This window comes from Clostridioides sp. LIBA-6622, assembly GCF_056716095.1.
Map to the genome: position 1 here is coordinate 2,694,294 of NZ_CP196998.1, position 14,862 is coordinate 2,709,155.

A 14,862-nucleotide genomic window follows, 5' to 3' on the forward strand; every position below is an offset into this window, starting at 1 on the left:
TTTCTTAAACTTTTCACCATTCTTTTCTATCATACTTTCTAATTCTTTCAATGAGCCATTAATATTATCAAAAGATTGTGGTGTATCTACTTTATTATTTGACCTTCCAATAGGACAAAATATACAATCAAAATTCCAGTACTTTTCAGGAAGTATATTTAGCTTCTAATATCTTTTTACAATCTTCAATATAGATGTCTTTATAGCTAAACCCACTCATCGCTATATCATCTCCAAATTAATTTATCAATACTTCTTTATTATTAGTATCTAAAATTGAAATTTTACATGTACCACCTAAATTTTCTTGAACTGTTTTAGCTAAGTCACTTAAAGCATTTTCAAACTCTTCAAATCGACCTTCATCCACCAATTCAATACATAAAAAAGCATTGTTTGTACTTTCAGTAAGCATTGTTCTTATTGCTTCACGCCAGTTCCAACATCTACAAATTGCTCCTTCATCATCTTTATAGACTACCTCACCTTCATATGGAGATGTATTCTCATCTGCTCCCAATGGAATAAATGCCTCATTTCCAGTTGCTCTAGTTAATCTAATGTCTCCTATAAATTTATCTATATCTTCTCCTCCACAAGGTAATGCATACTTTAGTGAGATAGAATTGTAAATATCCACTAGAGGGTTGATAGTTCCTATCTTGTTTCCACTGTGCACTCTTTTTAATAGCGCTTCAATAGACGACCTAGCTCCTTTTTTCGTTTTAAATTTTTTAAATGTTTCTCTCCATACTTTAATTACTTGATTCTTACTAAACTCTGAATCTTTTAAGTATTTTAATGCTTCTTCTTCTCCCTGCAAAATCATTTTTTTATATTCTTCACTTCTTGCTGAGTTATCTATATTATGACAAATAACAACTCCAATCTTAGCACTGGGAAATAGATTCCAAAACGCATCCTCAATAACAAATCTTTTCACTAGAATACCTCCTAAAGTTTAAAATATATAAAACAAAAAAGCCTAGAGAAATATTATTAAATATCTCCCAGGCTTTTATCCTTCCGTGTACACAATAATTGTGCGTTTTCTCTTGGACCTGACCATTATAAAATGCGGAACCCTAGAAAACTAAACTACATTTTTTTGTTTTATAAAATACAAGTAAATTTTAGCATAATATAATATTTAAAATAATACTATATTTTACATTTTATACAATAAAACAAATTTCCACCAAATTACGATTTTGGGTGGCAATTATAGCAGAAAAATAATTTTTTATTATATATTACTAGGCTGAAAACAATGGATTTTATCTTTTCTTAGTCAATTTCCGACTTAAATGGAGTGTCATCAGCTTTAGCTATTCTATATTCCTTGTCAGTTATATAACCAAGCTCATGCATCTTATATAATACAATCAACTGTCTCTTTTTAGCCTCTCCGTGGTCAATATACCTCGCAGGATTATTCGTCATACCAGCCAACATAGCACATTCAGATAAATTTAACTCGCTAACTTTTTTACCAAAATACACTTCTGCTCCCTTTGCAGCCCCATATGCATTTTTACCTAAATACATATTATTTAAATAAGCCTCAAGAATTTCATCCTTACTCATAATCTTATTCATCTGCTTAGCATTATACATATCCCTTATTTTTCGTTTCATAGTCTTATCATCACTAGTGAGCAGATTTTTTGAAACTTGCATATCTATAGTACTTCCACCTTGTGTTGTATCTGTAAATACATTATTGAGTACTGACCTAGTTAAAGAAATAATATCTACTCCTTTATGCTTATAAAATCTCTCATCTTCTATAGAAACTATAGCATGCTTTAAGTCATTTGGCATTTGCTTTATACTTACAACCTCACTACTTATATATTTAGACCTAATTAATTTTTTAGTAACTTCAGGTGACCCTTTTATAGCTGAAACTGTAAATATTGCACCTGCTACTGAAAATATAATCAGTGCGACTAGCATAATAGATAACAATGCTCTAGCTATCTTAATCCTTTTTTGTTTTTTTCTTTTTTTACTTTTTAGCTTTTTCTCTCTTTGCTTATAATCTACTCTTCTTCTTTCTCTTTGATTGTAATCTGTATTTAAAGGTCTTACATTATCTCTTGTAAAACTTTCTCTTTCTCTTTTTATAAGATTCTGTGAATCTACTTTTTCACTCATTCTTTTACTAGAACTTGTCTTAGAGGTTTTATTTTTTTTATTTGTTGAAGTATAAGAATGCTTAGATTTTTTATTACTATCTTTACTATTATTGACTTTTTTACGTCTTATTTTATTATTATCATCATCATCGTAATAACCCATTTTAGTCTCCCTTCTTTATACTAAGGTACATTATACATTGTTCTACAAAATAAATCAAAGAACAAAATTGTAAGTTTAAGGGTCAATTTTATAAAGGATATTTTCACTAATTTTCTCTATATTTAAGATTAATATTCATCTTTTATTTTCAAAAATAGTTTTGCAGTTGCTAAAGTGTCACTGTCAGCTCTATGAGCATTTATATTCTCTATATTGTAATAAGCACAAGCTGTTTCAAGCTTCTTATTTTTTCCTTTATAACTTTTACATTTTTTTAATAATTCTAGTGTACATATATAATTGTTTATTGGTTCTAAATCTAATATTCTAAGATAGTAATTTAAAAACTTTAAATCAAACTTCGCATTGTGTGCAATTATAGTTCTATTTCCTATGTATTTTCTAAATCTAGGTAAAACCAATTCTAAAGGCTCTTCATTTTCTACCATCTCATTACTTATATGTGTCAATTCTGTTATAAATGAAGAAATTATGCCTTTAGGTCTTATCAACCTTGAATAGTTTTTTACAATTTCGTCATTTTTTATTTCTGTTATTCCTATTTCTATTATTTCACAACCTTTATATGGATCTAAGCCTGTAGTTTCTAAATCCACAACTACATATTCATTCATATCTCTTCTCCTTATTATCTAATGGATATATTTATATTCTATATTTATGTAATAGACTAATCAATACTTAATTTTATCTCATATAGAAAAATTTTACAAATTACAACATATAAATATTATTTATTCCATTCTAAATAAAGATTATTTTTTTATAATCACTAAATTTTCACTTTATTATTATTTAATCTATTTTTATACATATTATTTATCTCTTTATTATTTAAATCTTTAAAATCTAAACTTTTACATTGTTCATCATCTTCCCATATTCCTGCCTGTTTATTTCCATCATTTTTATATAATACACCTTTACCATTTTTCTTATTATCTAGAAAATATCCCTTATAAATATCATTATTTGGATATGTTAATTTTCCCAAACCATTTTTTAATCCGTATTTAAATTCTCCTGTATATATTGAACCATCTCTATAGATGTACTTTCCTATTCCATGCATCTTATCATCTTTCCATAATCCCTCATATCTTTCCTTACTTGAAAAAATATATATTCCAAATCCGTTTTTCTTCCCATCAACAAACTCACCTTTATACAGGTCTCCATTGTCATATTTGAATACTTTTTCTTCCTTTAATTTTTTATTGATATTGTTACTCTTAGTTTTGTTAATATTATTGCTTTTTATATGTACATCTTCTCTTTTCGTTTCAATCAAATCTCTATCATACCTAAACCCTTTTTTCAATTTATTTTTCTGATTAATCTTTTTCTTATTAATAAATACTCTTGCTAATTGAGTAAATATAAATATAGATGACAAACATATAAATACACATAGTATTGTTCTAAAATAACTAGTTATACTTTCCATAATAAATCACCCTTTAAAAGTTTATTTAAAATACCTAATACAATATATATTTTTATCAAGTAATATTTATACTTTTATAATAATATATTGAATAAAATTAATATTAAAATTATTTCTATTAAAATAAATCCACTATGGAAGTGACATATTGAACTTCTAATTAACATACAACTATTCATAAAATATACTTAACTATTTTAAGTAAACATTTTTATCTCAACAACTGATTTTCTATGAATAAATAAAAAGATGAAACCTATCAAATAGAGTTCATCTTTTTACAATAGTATTTATTTAATAATTAGCATTTGATTAGTCATTAGTATCTACTTAAATAAAAACAAAAAATTACTTTCATTCACTCATAATAAATTGTTTTTGAATACTTTTTACTATAGCTATTCTTTTACAAGAACTTTTATAATTTCTGAAATATATATAGTATGATAATCCTTATTTGGATACCACTTTTTATCATTTTCTTCAGCATCAAAATTTTCTGGTGGCATAGTATCATGATATAATTTCTTGCATACCATAATCATATTAGCTTCTTCAAAAGCTACAGTATCATCCACAAAACATGGTGTAAGACCTGCTTTTTCTACTTTATTTATATCTCTACCAGAAATAGTTCCACAGATATTTAAGGCCTCTCTATAAGTTTCATCGAAAAATGCAATTGTAAATGTATCATTACTGTCTACAAATTCTTTTGTATATCTCTGTGGTCTTATATAAGTTGTAACAACATTCTTACCCCAATATACTCCAACACCACCCCAACTAGCAGTCATTGTGTTGAATTTTTCTGAATCACCAGCTGTTATAAGTAACCATTCTTTACCAATTTTAGTAAATGGATTAAACTGTAATTCCTCAATTTTTACTTCTCTAAAACCCATGGCTTCATCCTACCCTTCATCTTTTTAATATATAAACTAGTAGTCAAAATTTTTGAATATATTTACTCTTATAATACTTTTTTAATTGTCTTACATATTCATGTAAATTATAATACAACAAATCAATTACTTTCGCAAGAAATAGTTTCTGTATTTTTTAATTGTAAAATGCAAATAAAATATATTAATTATAAAACATATACTATATTTCTTAAACTTAAAATAATATAGTATAAAAAATGTAGAAAGTATATATCCCTTCTACATTTTTTATTATTTTATATCAATTTAGTTTTCTTTAACTTTAATCTTATAAAAAATTTTCCTACTCATCAAGTTTCGTTATATTATTTATAATTTTTCTATACCTTGTTAACAATATTTAAATTATTATCTTTATTGATATATATTTTTTCATTATATAAATCTTCATCAAACATTTTTATTATATTTTCTACTTCATACTTATACTCATCTTCATGCACTCTATAAAGCATCAAATCCTCTAATAAATCTTTCATATCAAAATATACATCTTCTAATAAGTAAAAATAACCTTCTTCTATATCTTTCAGTTTATCTATAGTATCCAATTTCTTGCTGATATCTTTCATAACCTCTAAATTTTGTATATTTATACTTATGATTGTCAATAAGTACATTCTCACAGTTTTTATTATTTCAATAGAAAAATCTACAATATTATAATTTCCTCCTTTTTTATACAACGACTCCTTAAATTTATTAAAACAATTGTCCAAATCACAATTTATGTCGTTAAAAGGTGGTCTTATTATATCTCGTATTATCAAAAGATTTTGTATATCCACATTATTTGTGATTGCTTCATCCAAAACAAATAAATTATATGCATCGTTTAATGGGTCATGAGCATCTCCACTAAATTCTAAATTAGCAAATTCAAGTAAGTTTTTTAATGATATATAGTTCATACATCTCATACCACAATTTATATATTTTTCTTTTATATCTATAAATAAATCCCTAATATTATTTACAAATCTTGGATGATTGTTTTTCTTAGAACTTCTCATATCAGTGTTATTAAAACATGTCAAATCTAAATTGCCAAAAGTATATATTCCTTCAATGTCAGAAAATATGCCTAGCCATTTTTTAAACTTTCTCATGACCTCTTCATAACTTGGTGCATTCTTCAATTCTTCTGAAGATATATGTGTTAATTCCTGTATATGAGGATATAATTCTTCATTACTTACTGGCTTTATTAAAGATTTAAATTTATCAATATTTTTTGTCTTTTCATCATACATAACTGCTCCAATTGCAATTATATCAGAATTCAATACTGCCCTCTTTGATTTAGAATTTGGCATATTCATTTCAAAATCTATATATACTCTTTTCAATATAAACACCCTTTCCAATTGTTTATAGTGATTCTTTTTAATTATTTTTATTCAAAATCGTCTAAGAAAGAATGTTTCTCCCCATTTTGTTGCCAACCAAGTATTGAATCAAGATTTACATTTTCTGCTGCCTTAAATATAGATTTCTCTACATTTTTGAAATTAGGCTCTAAACTTTTTATTAAGTCTTTTATTTCGTATCTCTTGTTTCCTGTCTTTTTAGCTGCAACCATACATGCACAGTTTAGTGGCCAGATACCACTATTTTGAATAAATCTTATAATATGTTCTTCTCTTATATAATAAAGTGGTCTTATGATTTTTATACCTTCAAAATTTGTAGAATTAAGTTTAGGAAGCATTGTTTTAAAATTACCAGCACACAATAAATTAAGCATTGTTGTCTCTATTACATCATCATAATGATGACCTAATGCAAGTTTATTACATCCCAACTCTTCTGCCTTTGAATATAATGCTCCTCTTCTCATTCTGGCACACATATAACATGGATAATCTTTTGCTATTTCATCTGCTATCTCAAATATTCTTGAATCAAATAAATGTATTGGTATATTTAGATACTCACAATTATCTATAAGTAATTGTCTTATATTTGCATGATATCCAGGGTCCATAGCAATAAACTCAACATCGAAATTAACTTGTCCATGTCTTTTTAACTCCTGAAACATTTTAGCCATAAGAATACTGTCTTTTCCACCAGAAATTGCTATAGCTATCTTATCCCCTTCTTCAACTAATTTGTAATCTCTTATTGCTTTCATAAACTTGGACCATAAATTTTTTCTATATTTTTTTATTATACTTTTTTCTATATCTCTTACTGGAAGTCTTTCCTCAAAAGGAACTATAATTTCACAGCCTTTTCCTGATAGCTCACTCATTTAATCACCTCATATATTTATGTTAATAATATTTTACAAAAAAGTCTACCTTCATCTATAAAATACTATAATTTTCACTTTAATTTCAACAAATAATTTATAATTCTCAATAACACATAAACTTATAATAACATAAATAACCTCTTTCTTTTATTATCTTTTTTATTTTTCTCATTTAATATTTTATTATGAGTAACGATTTTTAAATGACTGAATATTATACACTAGATAGAGTTACCTATCTATTTACAACAAGGAGGTTTTCAACTTGGAAAATAAGACTAGAGATATCAAAAAAAATTGTGGTCCATCTTTGGCTAGACCATACATTAACAATCAAATTTTCACAGAAATGTACTGCCTTTCTGATGCATTAAAATTTGGAACTATATTCCCAGAACTAAACTTATTAGAATCTGAAATGTACAACAAAGAATTATATGCTAAGCCAAAAAAATTTAGAGGAGGTAGAAGATAATGAAAGATTCATCTAGAGCTGAACTTATGAGAAAAATTCAGGAAACATCTTTTGCATGTGTTGATATGAACTTATATTTAGACAATCATCCTGATGATAAAAATGCTATCAACACTTACAATTCATTATGTAATCAATTTGCGCAAGCTAGATACGCTTACGAAAATAAATATGGTCCTTTAACTAACTTTGGGTATGCTCCAAGTAGATGCCCTTGGCAATGGGCTGACCAACCTTGGCCTTGGGACAGAGAATTTAATTATTAGACATCAAGTATTGGAGGATTGAAAATTCATGTGGATATATCAGAAAACTATACAACACCCAGTTAATATAAAAACTTGCGACCCTAGAATGGCTAAATTTCTTATAACTCAATTTGGTGGACCAAATGGAGAACTTGCTGCATCTTTGAGATATTTAAGCCAAAGATATACAATGCCTACTGGCAATATGCGTGCACTTTTAACAGACATTGGTACCGAAGAACTAGCTCACGTTGAGCTTATATGTACTATGGTTTATCAGTTGACTTCTGATGCAAGTCCAGAAGAGCTAAAAGCTGCAGGTCTTGGTTCAAACTATGCACAAAATGGATACGGAATTTATCCAACAGATTCAAATGGTGTTCCATTTGATGTAAGACCTATCGCTGTTATGTCAAATCCTGTAACTGATTTACATGAAGATATGGCTGCTGAGCAAAAAGCACTTGCAACTTATTATCAACTTATAAATTTAACAGATGATGTTGATGTTATAGATGTACTAAAATTCTTAGGTCAAAGAGAAATAATTCACTATCAAAGATTTGGTGAAGCTTTAATGGATGCTTACGAATTAGAAGAATGCCAAAAAATGTTCTAAAATTTTTATTTAGATAAACTAATATTATTTGATAATTTATAATTTACTGTTGTTATTAAAGTTTACAAAATAACATAAATCCAATTTATTTTCTATAAATTGAAGAAGGTAAAGAAAAAGCAGGTACTAATTAAATAGTAATATAGAAAGTAATCTATAATACTACCAATATTGTACCTGCTTTTTTATTATAAGCAATAAAGAAAAATCTATTTATTAAGTTCTATAATAAAAAAGGATTATAAAACTCTTCTTGCGTTTACATATCTACTTGAATAGTAACTACTATTTATATTAGATATTGTTACCTTTTTTGATGAACCTGAAGATGCATGTATCATATCTCCATTTCCTATGTATATTCCAACGTGACTTACAGAACCATTATTTGACCCTTGTGTATCAAAGAATATTAAGTCTCCACTTCTAAGGTCTCCTCTGTTTACATATGTTCCATACTTACTTTGGTCTCTAGATACTCTTGGTATGCTAACACCTGCTGATTTTTTCATAACATATTGTGTGAATCCTGAACAGTCAAAACTATTTGGACCTTCAGCTCCCCATACATATGGTTTTCCAAGTAGTGTCTTTGCAAAACTTATTACACTATCAGCTCCCTGACTTGGAGAGTTAGTTGAATCCGATGGAGTTGAAGTATCAACAGAACCTTTTTCAGCAAGATATTGACTAGATACATATCCTGTTTGATTGTCATGATTTACCTTTGTCCATCCTCCATTTTCAGAAATACTTCCAACTTCAGTTCCATAGTTTAATGTAGCCACTTTAGAATGCCCTGTACCTGGTCCTGTTCTAAGGTTTAATGATTTTGCTGTTACAACTTTTGTGTCCTTTACAAGGTCATTTGAACTACTTCCAGTATTTCCACCTGTAGATTCATTTATACTAGTTCCTAAATATTTGCTTGAAACATAACCTACTCTACCATTAGAACTTATTTTTGACCATCCATTTGACTCAGATATGTATCCAACTTCAGTTCCATATCCTAGTGTAGATATTTTAGAACTACTTGTACTTGGTCCTGTTCTAAAATTTAATCCTTTGGCTGTAACGACTTTTGTTGACTTAACTGAAGCATCATTACTTTCATTACTATTCCCAAGGTTATTTATTCCTACATAATTTGCATGTACATAACCTGTGTTTCCATTATATTTAACTTTTGCCCAAGAACCATCTTTTCCTACATACTCAACTTTATCGCCTTTGTAAAGTTTGCCCATTGATTCATGGTCTGTACTTGGTCCTTTTCTAAAATTTACTGCATTCCCTGTTATTGTTCTACTTTCTATACTTACACTCTCTACTCCAGATTCATCGGCATATGCTAAGTTCCCCATTGTAGGCATTATTATCGCAGTTGCCATTATACTGGCTGCTATTCTCTTTTGATTAAAATTCATAACTTTCCACTCATCTCCTCTTTTCTAGTAGCTTTATTTAACTTTTAAATATAAAAGAAATAATTGACACTCTATTAAAATATCAATTATTTCTTTTATATTAATATTATTACAAATTTGTAACTATTTGTCTATAGCAATCTTTATTTACCACAAATTACCATAAATGAATTTTAATTTTTATCAGCCTGTACTTTAGTAATATAGCCATCTTTTACCTTTTTAAAAGATGGCTATATTTTTTAACTTTTTTGTAACTTTTTAAAAACCTGTAGAGCCAAATCCACCTTTTCCTCTTTCAGAATCACTTAATTCTTTCACTTCTTCTATGTTAATTTCATAGATAGGTTTTACTATCATTTGAGCAATTTTCATATGTTTTTCAACTTTAAAATCATTTTTTCCATGATTTATTAATATAATTTTGAGCTCTCCTCTATATCCTTCATCAATAGTTCCTGGTGTATTTAACACAGTAATAGAATGTTTTAAAGCAAGTCCACTTCTAGGTCTTACCTGTGCTTCTGTCATAGCAGGAAGCTCTATACATATACCAGTTTTAATAAGTTTAGTCTCTCCAGAAGGTATTACAACCTCTTCTATAGAATACAAATCCATACCAGCATCACCCTTATGAGCGAAATTAGGTATTATAGCTTCATCATTTAATTTTTTTACTTTCAAATTGTACATTTTATATCTCCTTTCAACTTTCTATAAATATTATAACTTAAATTTCGACCTCTTGAAGTTTTTTATTTTTTTGTGGTAATATAATTATTAGTGTTTTAAAGGAGGATTTTTTATGAAACTTGTACTTGCTGAGAAACCATCTGTTGCAAAAACTATAGCATCCTTTCTAGGTGCAAAGACTAGACAAGATGGTTACTTTGAAGGAAATGATTATATAATTACTTATGCAGTTGGGCACTTAGTATCATTATATGATATGAAGGATTATGATAAAGATAAATATTCTGGTTCTTGGAAAATGAATAATTTTCCATTTGTTCCTGAAGATAAGTTTAAATTTAAGATTGATAGTTCTAAAACTAAACAATTTAATACTGTAAAAAAACTTTTGAATAGAAAAGATGTAGAATATGTAATAAATGCTACTGATAACGACCGAGAAGGAGAACTCATAGCATTTCTAATATTTTTACTTGCAAACAATAAAAAGCCAGTAAAAAGAATTTTAGTAAATGAATGGACACCAGAAGATATTACAAGAGGTATAAAAAACTTAAAAGATGAAGATGAAATGAGAAATCTTCAAGCAGCTGGATACACAAGACTTATAACAGATTGGCTGATTGGAATAAATTTCACATCTGTTGCTACATTAAAATATGGAAATGGAAAATTATTAAATATAGGCAGAGTAATTCTTCCAACAGTTAAATTAGTCTATGATAGAGATATGGAAATACTAAATTTTGTTCCTAAAACTTATTATGAAATAGAAGGTCATTTTAAGGCTGAAGCTGGTGAATATAAAGGTAAGTATATCAAGGACAAAGAAAGTAAATTTGATACACTTGAAGATGCAAATAAAATTATAAATTCAATTACATCTGAAACTGGCAAAATACTGGCTAAAAAAGTTACTATGTCAAAAGAGTATGCACCTAAACTTTTTAGTTTAACATCGCTTCAAGGATATATAACTTCTAAGTATTCTAATTTTACATCTGACAAGGTTCTAAATGTCTGTCAATCTCTTTATGAGGGGAATGGTAAGGGTGGATATATAACTTACCCTAGAACTGATTCTATTTTTTTAGAAGAAAGTTTAACTTCTAAGGTCTCTCAAACTTTAGACAAATTAAAGGTTGGTCTTGAATATGAAAATAAGATTAAATTTTCCAAGACTAAAAGAGTCTTTGATTCTTCTAAAGTAGATTCCCATAGTGCTATAATCCCTACTTATATAATTCCAAAAAGTTTATCTAAAGATGAACAACTAGTTTATGATGCTATAAAAGATAGGTTTATAGCAAATTTTATGCCTCCTGCTGAATATGAGAATACAGAAATTAAAACAGAAGTAGATAATTGTACTTTCTTAACAAAGGGTAAAGTACTCAAATCAAAAGGATATCTTGAAGTATATAATAAGGAAGAAAAAAACGATTTACTTCCACTTGTAAATAAAGATGATATTGTAGATGTCTTAGAAATAAAACCATTAACTAAACAGACTACTCCTCCTAAACCATATACTGAGGATACACTTTTAAAGGCTATGAAAAATTGTGGTAAAAATGTGCCTGAAGAAGATACAACTGTATTATCAGGATATTCTATAGGAACATCAGCCACACGCGCTGATGTATTGAAGAAAATAAGCCAGGTTGGATATGTAAATAAAAAGGGAAAATCTTATTCTATAACAGACCTTGGAAAAAACTTAGTTGAAATTTTTCCTGTTAAAGACTTATTTGATGTAGACTATACTGGAAAACTTGAAAAAAGTTTGAGTGATATTCAAAAAGGAAAATATACTAGAAAAGAATATCTTACTAATATCATTAATTTTATATATCAAAATGTCAATATTATAAAACACGATGCTTCAAAAAACATAAACACAGAAGCATATACTTTTGATTCAAAAACTAAAAAATTTACTAGAATAAAAGAAAAAAAGCAGAAAAAGAGTATTACTAATTCTACAAAAGAAATTGCTGTATCAAAAGAATCTGATGACAAAAAAGAAAATAAAAATAATGATGATAATCCATCTCTTGGTAAATGTCCTGTTTGTCAAGGGGATGTACTTGAATTTGATAAAGGGTTTGCTTGTAAAAATCATAAAGAATGTAAATTCGTTATTTGGAAAAATGATAAGTACTTAAGTCTTTATAAAAAGAAAGTTAATAAGACAATGGTTAAAAACATTTTAAAAAAAGGTGAGACCAAAGTAAAGTCTTTAACTTCTAAAAATGGTAATAAGTTTGATGCTACATTAAAATACAGTAAGAATCCAGACAATGGTTATTTCAGTTGGAAAATAGAGTTTGATAATTAAACAGTGCTCATAAAACAATAAATGTCAGTAGTATAATATATAATATTATGCTACTGACATTTATTGTTTTCCAAAATTTTTACTTTTTTAACTATGACTTTCACAACTACATCTAACCCAATTTTTTTACTATTTCTGATAACTTCAGTGTATGTTCATCCAATAAAGCTAACTCTTCCTCAGAAAGATTTGATAGTTTCTTTACTAGAGACTCTTTAAGGATAGCTTTTACTGCATCAAATAATTCAAATGCTTTATCTGTTAATTCCACCCTGAGAATTCTTCTATCTTTTGGGTCAGGAAATTTATTAACTAAATCATGCTCTACCAACCTATCAATAATCGGTGTCATATTTGATTTTAAGATTCCTAAATTAGAAGCTATTTGAGAAATTGATGATGAGTTCGATGTCATAAGATAAAGAATTACCTTAGCATGCGATGGAGCCATTGGACATTCTTCAAAATACGCTTTCATTATATCCGAGTTATTTTGAAATTTTTTTAACAAATCACTTTCCTTAAATATATTATTTTCAAGTACAAATAAGAAATCTAAAAAAGAGTCTGCTATTTTAAGTATATTATTGTTATCCATCTTTGTAACATCCCTTCAATAAATAATGTAATAAACCATTCGTTATTTATATAGTATAAATTATAAACTATTAATAAATTTAAAACAAGAAAAAGTTATTGACTCATAATAATTATAAATTTATAATCAAATTAGAGAATTATAAATTGCCAATAAAGGGAAGTTTTTTAATTAGCCTAAAACTAAACTTAAATTATAAGACACTTTAAATTCTACAACAAGCTAGTGTGCAATATATAATAGGAGGAGATATGAAAAGATATTTAATAGTTTTCTTAATGTGTAGTTCACTGTTTTTAGTTGGATGTGGAAAAACAGAAGAACCTGAACCTGAGAAACCAACAGCAGTTTCTGTTCAAAAAGCAGTAGGAGGAGAAATTGAAAACACAAATGCTTTTTCAGGAACTACAAAGGTTAAAGATGAAACAGCTGTTACTGCACAGACTGTTGGCACAGTTCAAGAAGTTTATGTAAAACTTGGGCAAAATGTAAGAAAGGGAGATGAATTATTGAGTATAAGCAGTCCAGATCTAGAAAATAGTGTAAAACAAAGTAAATCAGCATTAGATTTGGCTAAAGCAAGTTATTCAAGTGCAACTGGTGGTTCATTAGAAGCACAAGTAAATCAAGCAAAAACAGCTCTTGATAATGCAAAGATTCAATATGATGAATCTCAAAGGAATTATGACAATAATAAGGTTCTTTATGAGCAGGAAGTAATTAGTTTAGACCAATTTAAAAAAATAGAATTTGCTTTAGAACAATCAAAACAACAACTAGACTCTGCTCAAAGATCATATGATACAGCAACTTCAAAAAGTATACCTCAAGCTAAGGCTCTTGCTAAAAAACAACTTGACCAAGCTCAAGTATCATATAATTTGGCAATGAGTAACTTAGATAAATTAACATTAACAGCTCCAGTAGATGGTACAATAACGGCTAAAAATTTTGACTCAAAAGAAATGATAACACAATCACAGCCAGCGTTTACTATTTCTAATCCTAACATATTAGAAGTTGATTTAAATGTAGCAGAATCAGATATAGGTAAATTTAAGAAGGATGGAAATGTAGAAGTTATAATTGAAGACCAGAGAATTTTAGGAAAAGTAGATTATGTACCTTCAGTAGTTGACCCACAGACATCTTTATATCCTGTTAAAGTACTTGTTAATAACACAAACAATAAATTTAAAGCAGGAATGTCTGCTCAAGTAAACTTAAGTGTTGAAAAAGAACATGGTGCTGTTACAATACCTAAAAAGGCAATATTTGAAGAAAAAGGAAAGAAATATGTATACATAGCAAACAAAGATAATATAGCAAAGAAAAAATTAGTTCAAACTGGAATTGTGACAGAGGATAAAATAGAAATTAAAAGTGGTGTAAGCGAAAAAGATACAGTGGTTATTGGGGGGATAAGTCTTATTTCTGATGGAACTAAGATATTTCCTGTAGAAAAGGAGAAATAGTACT

The 14,862-nt window shown here is 27.7% G+C and carries 15 protein-coding genes and 1 riboswitch; of the genes, 5 read left to right on the top strand and 10 right to left on the bottom strand.

Annotated features, from left to right (window positions below; all coding sequences use genetic code 11):
- Nucleotides 1–238: 238 nt before the first annotated feature.
- The 7 genes from ACTG47_RS12730 to ACTG47_RS12760 form a co-directional block, all read right to left on the bottom strand.
- Nucleotides 239–943: a B3/B4 domain-containing protein gene (locus tag ACTG47_RS12730; protein ID WP_479924830.1), complete on the bottom strand. Its 705-nt coding sequence runs from the start codon at nt 941–943 to the stop codon at nt 239–241.
- A gap of 62 nt (nt 944–1,005) precedes the next feature.
- Nucleotides 1,006–1,100, bottom strand: a riboswitch (guanidine-I (ykkC/yxkD leader).
- 187 nt (nt 1,101–1,287) lie between these two features.
- Entirely contained in the window at nt 1,288–2,304 is a 1,017-nt protein-coding gene (locus ACTG47_RS12735) for a transglycosylase domain-containing protein (RefSeq protein ID WP_479924831.1), read from the bottom strand.
- 128 nt (nt 2,305–2,432) lie between these two features.
- Nucleotides 2,433–2,939: a 3'-5' exonuclease gene (locus ACTG47_RS12740; protein WP_169467596.1), complete on the bottom strand. Its 507-nt coding sequence runs from the start codon at nt 2,937–2,939 to the stop codon at nt 2,433–2,435.
- Nucleotides 2,940–3,097: 158 nt separating this feature from the next.
- Complete coding sequence (locus tag ACTG47_RS12745) at nt 3,098–3,772, bottom strand: MORN repeat-containing protein (RefSeq protein ID WP_479924832.1); 675 nt, start codon at nt 3,770–3,772, stop codon at nt 3,098–3,100.
- Between the two features lie 398 nt (nt 3,773–4,170).
- Entirely contained in the window at nt 4,171–4,677 is a 507-nt protein-coding gene (locus ACTG47_RS12750; RefSeq protein WP_479924833.1) for a flavin reductase, read from the bottom strand.
- A 362-nt stretch (nt 4,678–5,039) separates the two neighbouring features.
- Complete coding sequence (locus ACTG47_RS12755) at nt 5,040–6,068, bottom strand: 3'-5' exonuclease (protein WP_479924834.1); 1,029 nt, start codon at nt 6,066–6,068, stop codon at nt 5,040–5,042.
- Nucleotides 6,069–6,115: 47 nt separating this feature from the next.
- The gene (locus tag ACTG47_RS12760) at nt 6,116–6,976 is read right to left on the bottom strand and encodes a PP-loop family protein (protein WP_169468032.1); all 861 of its coding nucleotides are present in this window, start codon (nt 6,974–6,976) and stop codon (nt 6,116–6,118) included.
- Between the two features lie 268 nt (nt 6,977–7,244).
- On the opposite strand from ACTG47_RS12760, the gene ACTG47_RS12765 reads away from it, so the two are divergent.
- From ACTG47_RS12765 to ACTG47_RS12775, 3 genes are read left to right on the top strand one after another with little or no spacing between them, the layout of a single operon-like run.
- Nucleotides 7,245–7,454, top strand: coding sequence for a spore coat associated protein CotJA (locus ACTG47_RS12765; protein ID WP_054270993.1), 210 nt, complete (start codon nt 7,245–7,247; stop codon nt 7,452–7,454).
- The gene (locus ACTG47_RS12770) at nt 7,454–7,720 is read left to right on the top strand and encodes a spore coat protein CotJB (RefSeq protein WP_003416729.1); all 267 of its coding nucleotides are present in this window, start codon (nt 7,454–7,456) and stop codon (nt 7,718–7,720) included. Before ACTG47_RS12765 ends, ACTG47_RS12770 begins: the two co-directional genes overlap by 1 nt.
- A 28-nt stretch (nt 7,721–7,748) precedes the next feature.
- Complete coding sequence (locus ACTG47_RS12775) at nt 7,749–8,321, top strand: manganese catalase family protein (RefSeq protein ID WP_169468028.1); 573 nt, start codon at nt 7,749–7,751, stop codon at nt 8,319–8,321.
- Between the two features lie 239 nt (nt 8,322–8,560).
- Here the strand turns inward: ACTG47_RS12775 and ACTG47_RS12780 are convergent, their stop codons facing one another.
- Nucleotides 8,561–9,751: a C40 family peptidase gene (locus ACTG47_RS12780; RefSeq protein ID WP_479924835.1), complete on the bottom strand. Its 1,191-nt coding sequence runs from the start codon at nt 9,749–9,751 to the stop codon at nt 8,561–8,563.
- Nucleotides 9,752–10,012: 261 nt separating this feature from the next.
- Nucleotides 10,013–10,444, bottom strand: coding sequence for a dUTP diphosphatase (dut, locus tag ACTG47_RS12785; protein WP_479924836.1), 432 nt, complete (start codon nt 10,442–10,444; stop codon nt 10,013–10,015).
- Nucleotides 10,445–10,556: 112 nt separating this feature from the next.
- Here dut and ACTG47_RS12790 point away from each other — a divergent pair, with 112 nt between their 5' ends.
- Nucleotides 10,557–12,785: a type IA DNA topoisomerase gene (locus tag ACTG47_RS12790; protein WP_479924837.1), complete on the top strand. Its 2,229-nt coding sequence runs from the start codon at nt 10,557–10,559 to the stop codon at nt 12,783–12,785.
- Nucleotides 12,786–12,897: 112 nt separating this feature from the next.
- Here the strand turns inward: ACTG47_RS12790 and ACTG47_RS12795 are convergent, their stop codons facing one another.
- Nucleotides 12,898–13,383 (bottom strand): MarR family transcriptional regulator, encoded by a 486-nt coding sequence (locus ACTG47_RS12795; RefSeq protein ID WP_169468020.1) that lies wholly within the window; start codon nt 13,381–13,383, stop codon nt 12,898–12,900.
- A 251-nt stretch (nt 13,384–13,634) separates the two neighbouring features.
- Between ACTG47_RS12795 and ACTG47_RS12800 the strand changes: the two genes are divergently transcribed.
- A complete protein-coding gene (locus ACTG47_RS12800; RefSeq protein WP_479924838.1) occupies nt 13,635–14,858 on the top strand; it encodes an efflux RND transporter periplasmic adaptor subunit in 1,224 nt (407 codons plus the stop codon).
- The last annotated feature ends 4 nt before the right edge of the window (nt 14,859–14,862 follow it).

Bases quoted from the DNA above. Each gene is read 5' to 3' on its own strand.
- ACTG47_RS12740 (WP_169467596.1), bottom strand. From the start codon at position 2,939: ATGAATGAATATGTAGTTGTGGATTTAGAAACTACAGGCTTAGATCCA.
- ACTG47_RS12770 (WP_003416729.1), top strand. From the start codon at position 7,454: ATGAAAGATTCATCTAGAGCTGAACTTATGAGAAAAATTCAGGAAACA.
- ACTG47_RS12800 (WP_479924838.1), top strand. From the start codon at position 13,635: ATGAAAAGATATTTAATAGTTTTCTTAATGTGTAGTTCACTGTTTTTA.
- ACTG47_RS12750 (WP_479924833.1), bottom strand. From the start codon at position 4,677: ATGGGTTTTAGAGAAGTAAAAATTGAGGAATTACAGTTTAATCCATTT.
- ACTG47_RS12745 (WP_479924832.1), bottom strand. From the start codon at position 3,772: ATGGAAAGTATAACTAGTTATTTTAGAACAATACTATGTGTATTTATA.
- dut (WP_479924836.1), bottom strand. From the start codon at position 10,444: ATGTACAATTTGAAAGTAAAAAAATTAAATGATGAAGCTATAATACCT.
- ACTG47_RS12760 (WP_169468032.1), bottom strand. From the start codon at position 6,976: ATGAGTGAGCTATCAGGAAAAGGCTGTGAAATTATAGTTCCTTTTGAG.
- ACTG47_RS12775 (WP_169468028.1), top strand. From the start codon at position 7,749: ATGTGGATATATCAGAAAACTATACAACACCCAGTTAATATAAAAACT.
- ACTG47_RS12735 (WP_479924831.1), bottom strand. From the start codon at position 2,304: ATGGGTTATTACGATGATGATGATAATAATAAAATAAGACGTAAAAAA.
- ACTG47_RS12795 (WP_169468020.1), bottom strand. From the start codon at position 13,383: ATGGATAACAATAATATACTTAAAATAGCAGACTCTTTTTTAGATTTC.
- ACTG47_RS12790 (WP_479924837.1), top strand. From the start codon at position 10,557: ATGAAACTTGTACTTGCTGAGAAACCATCTGTTGCAAAAACTATAGCA.
- ACTG47_RS12780 (WP_479924835.1), bottom strand. From the start codon at position 9,751: ATGAATTTTAATCAAAAGAGAATAGCAGCCAGTATAATGGCAACTGCG.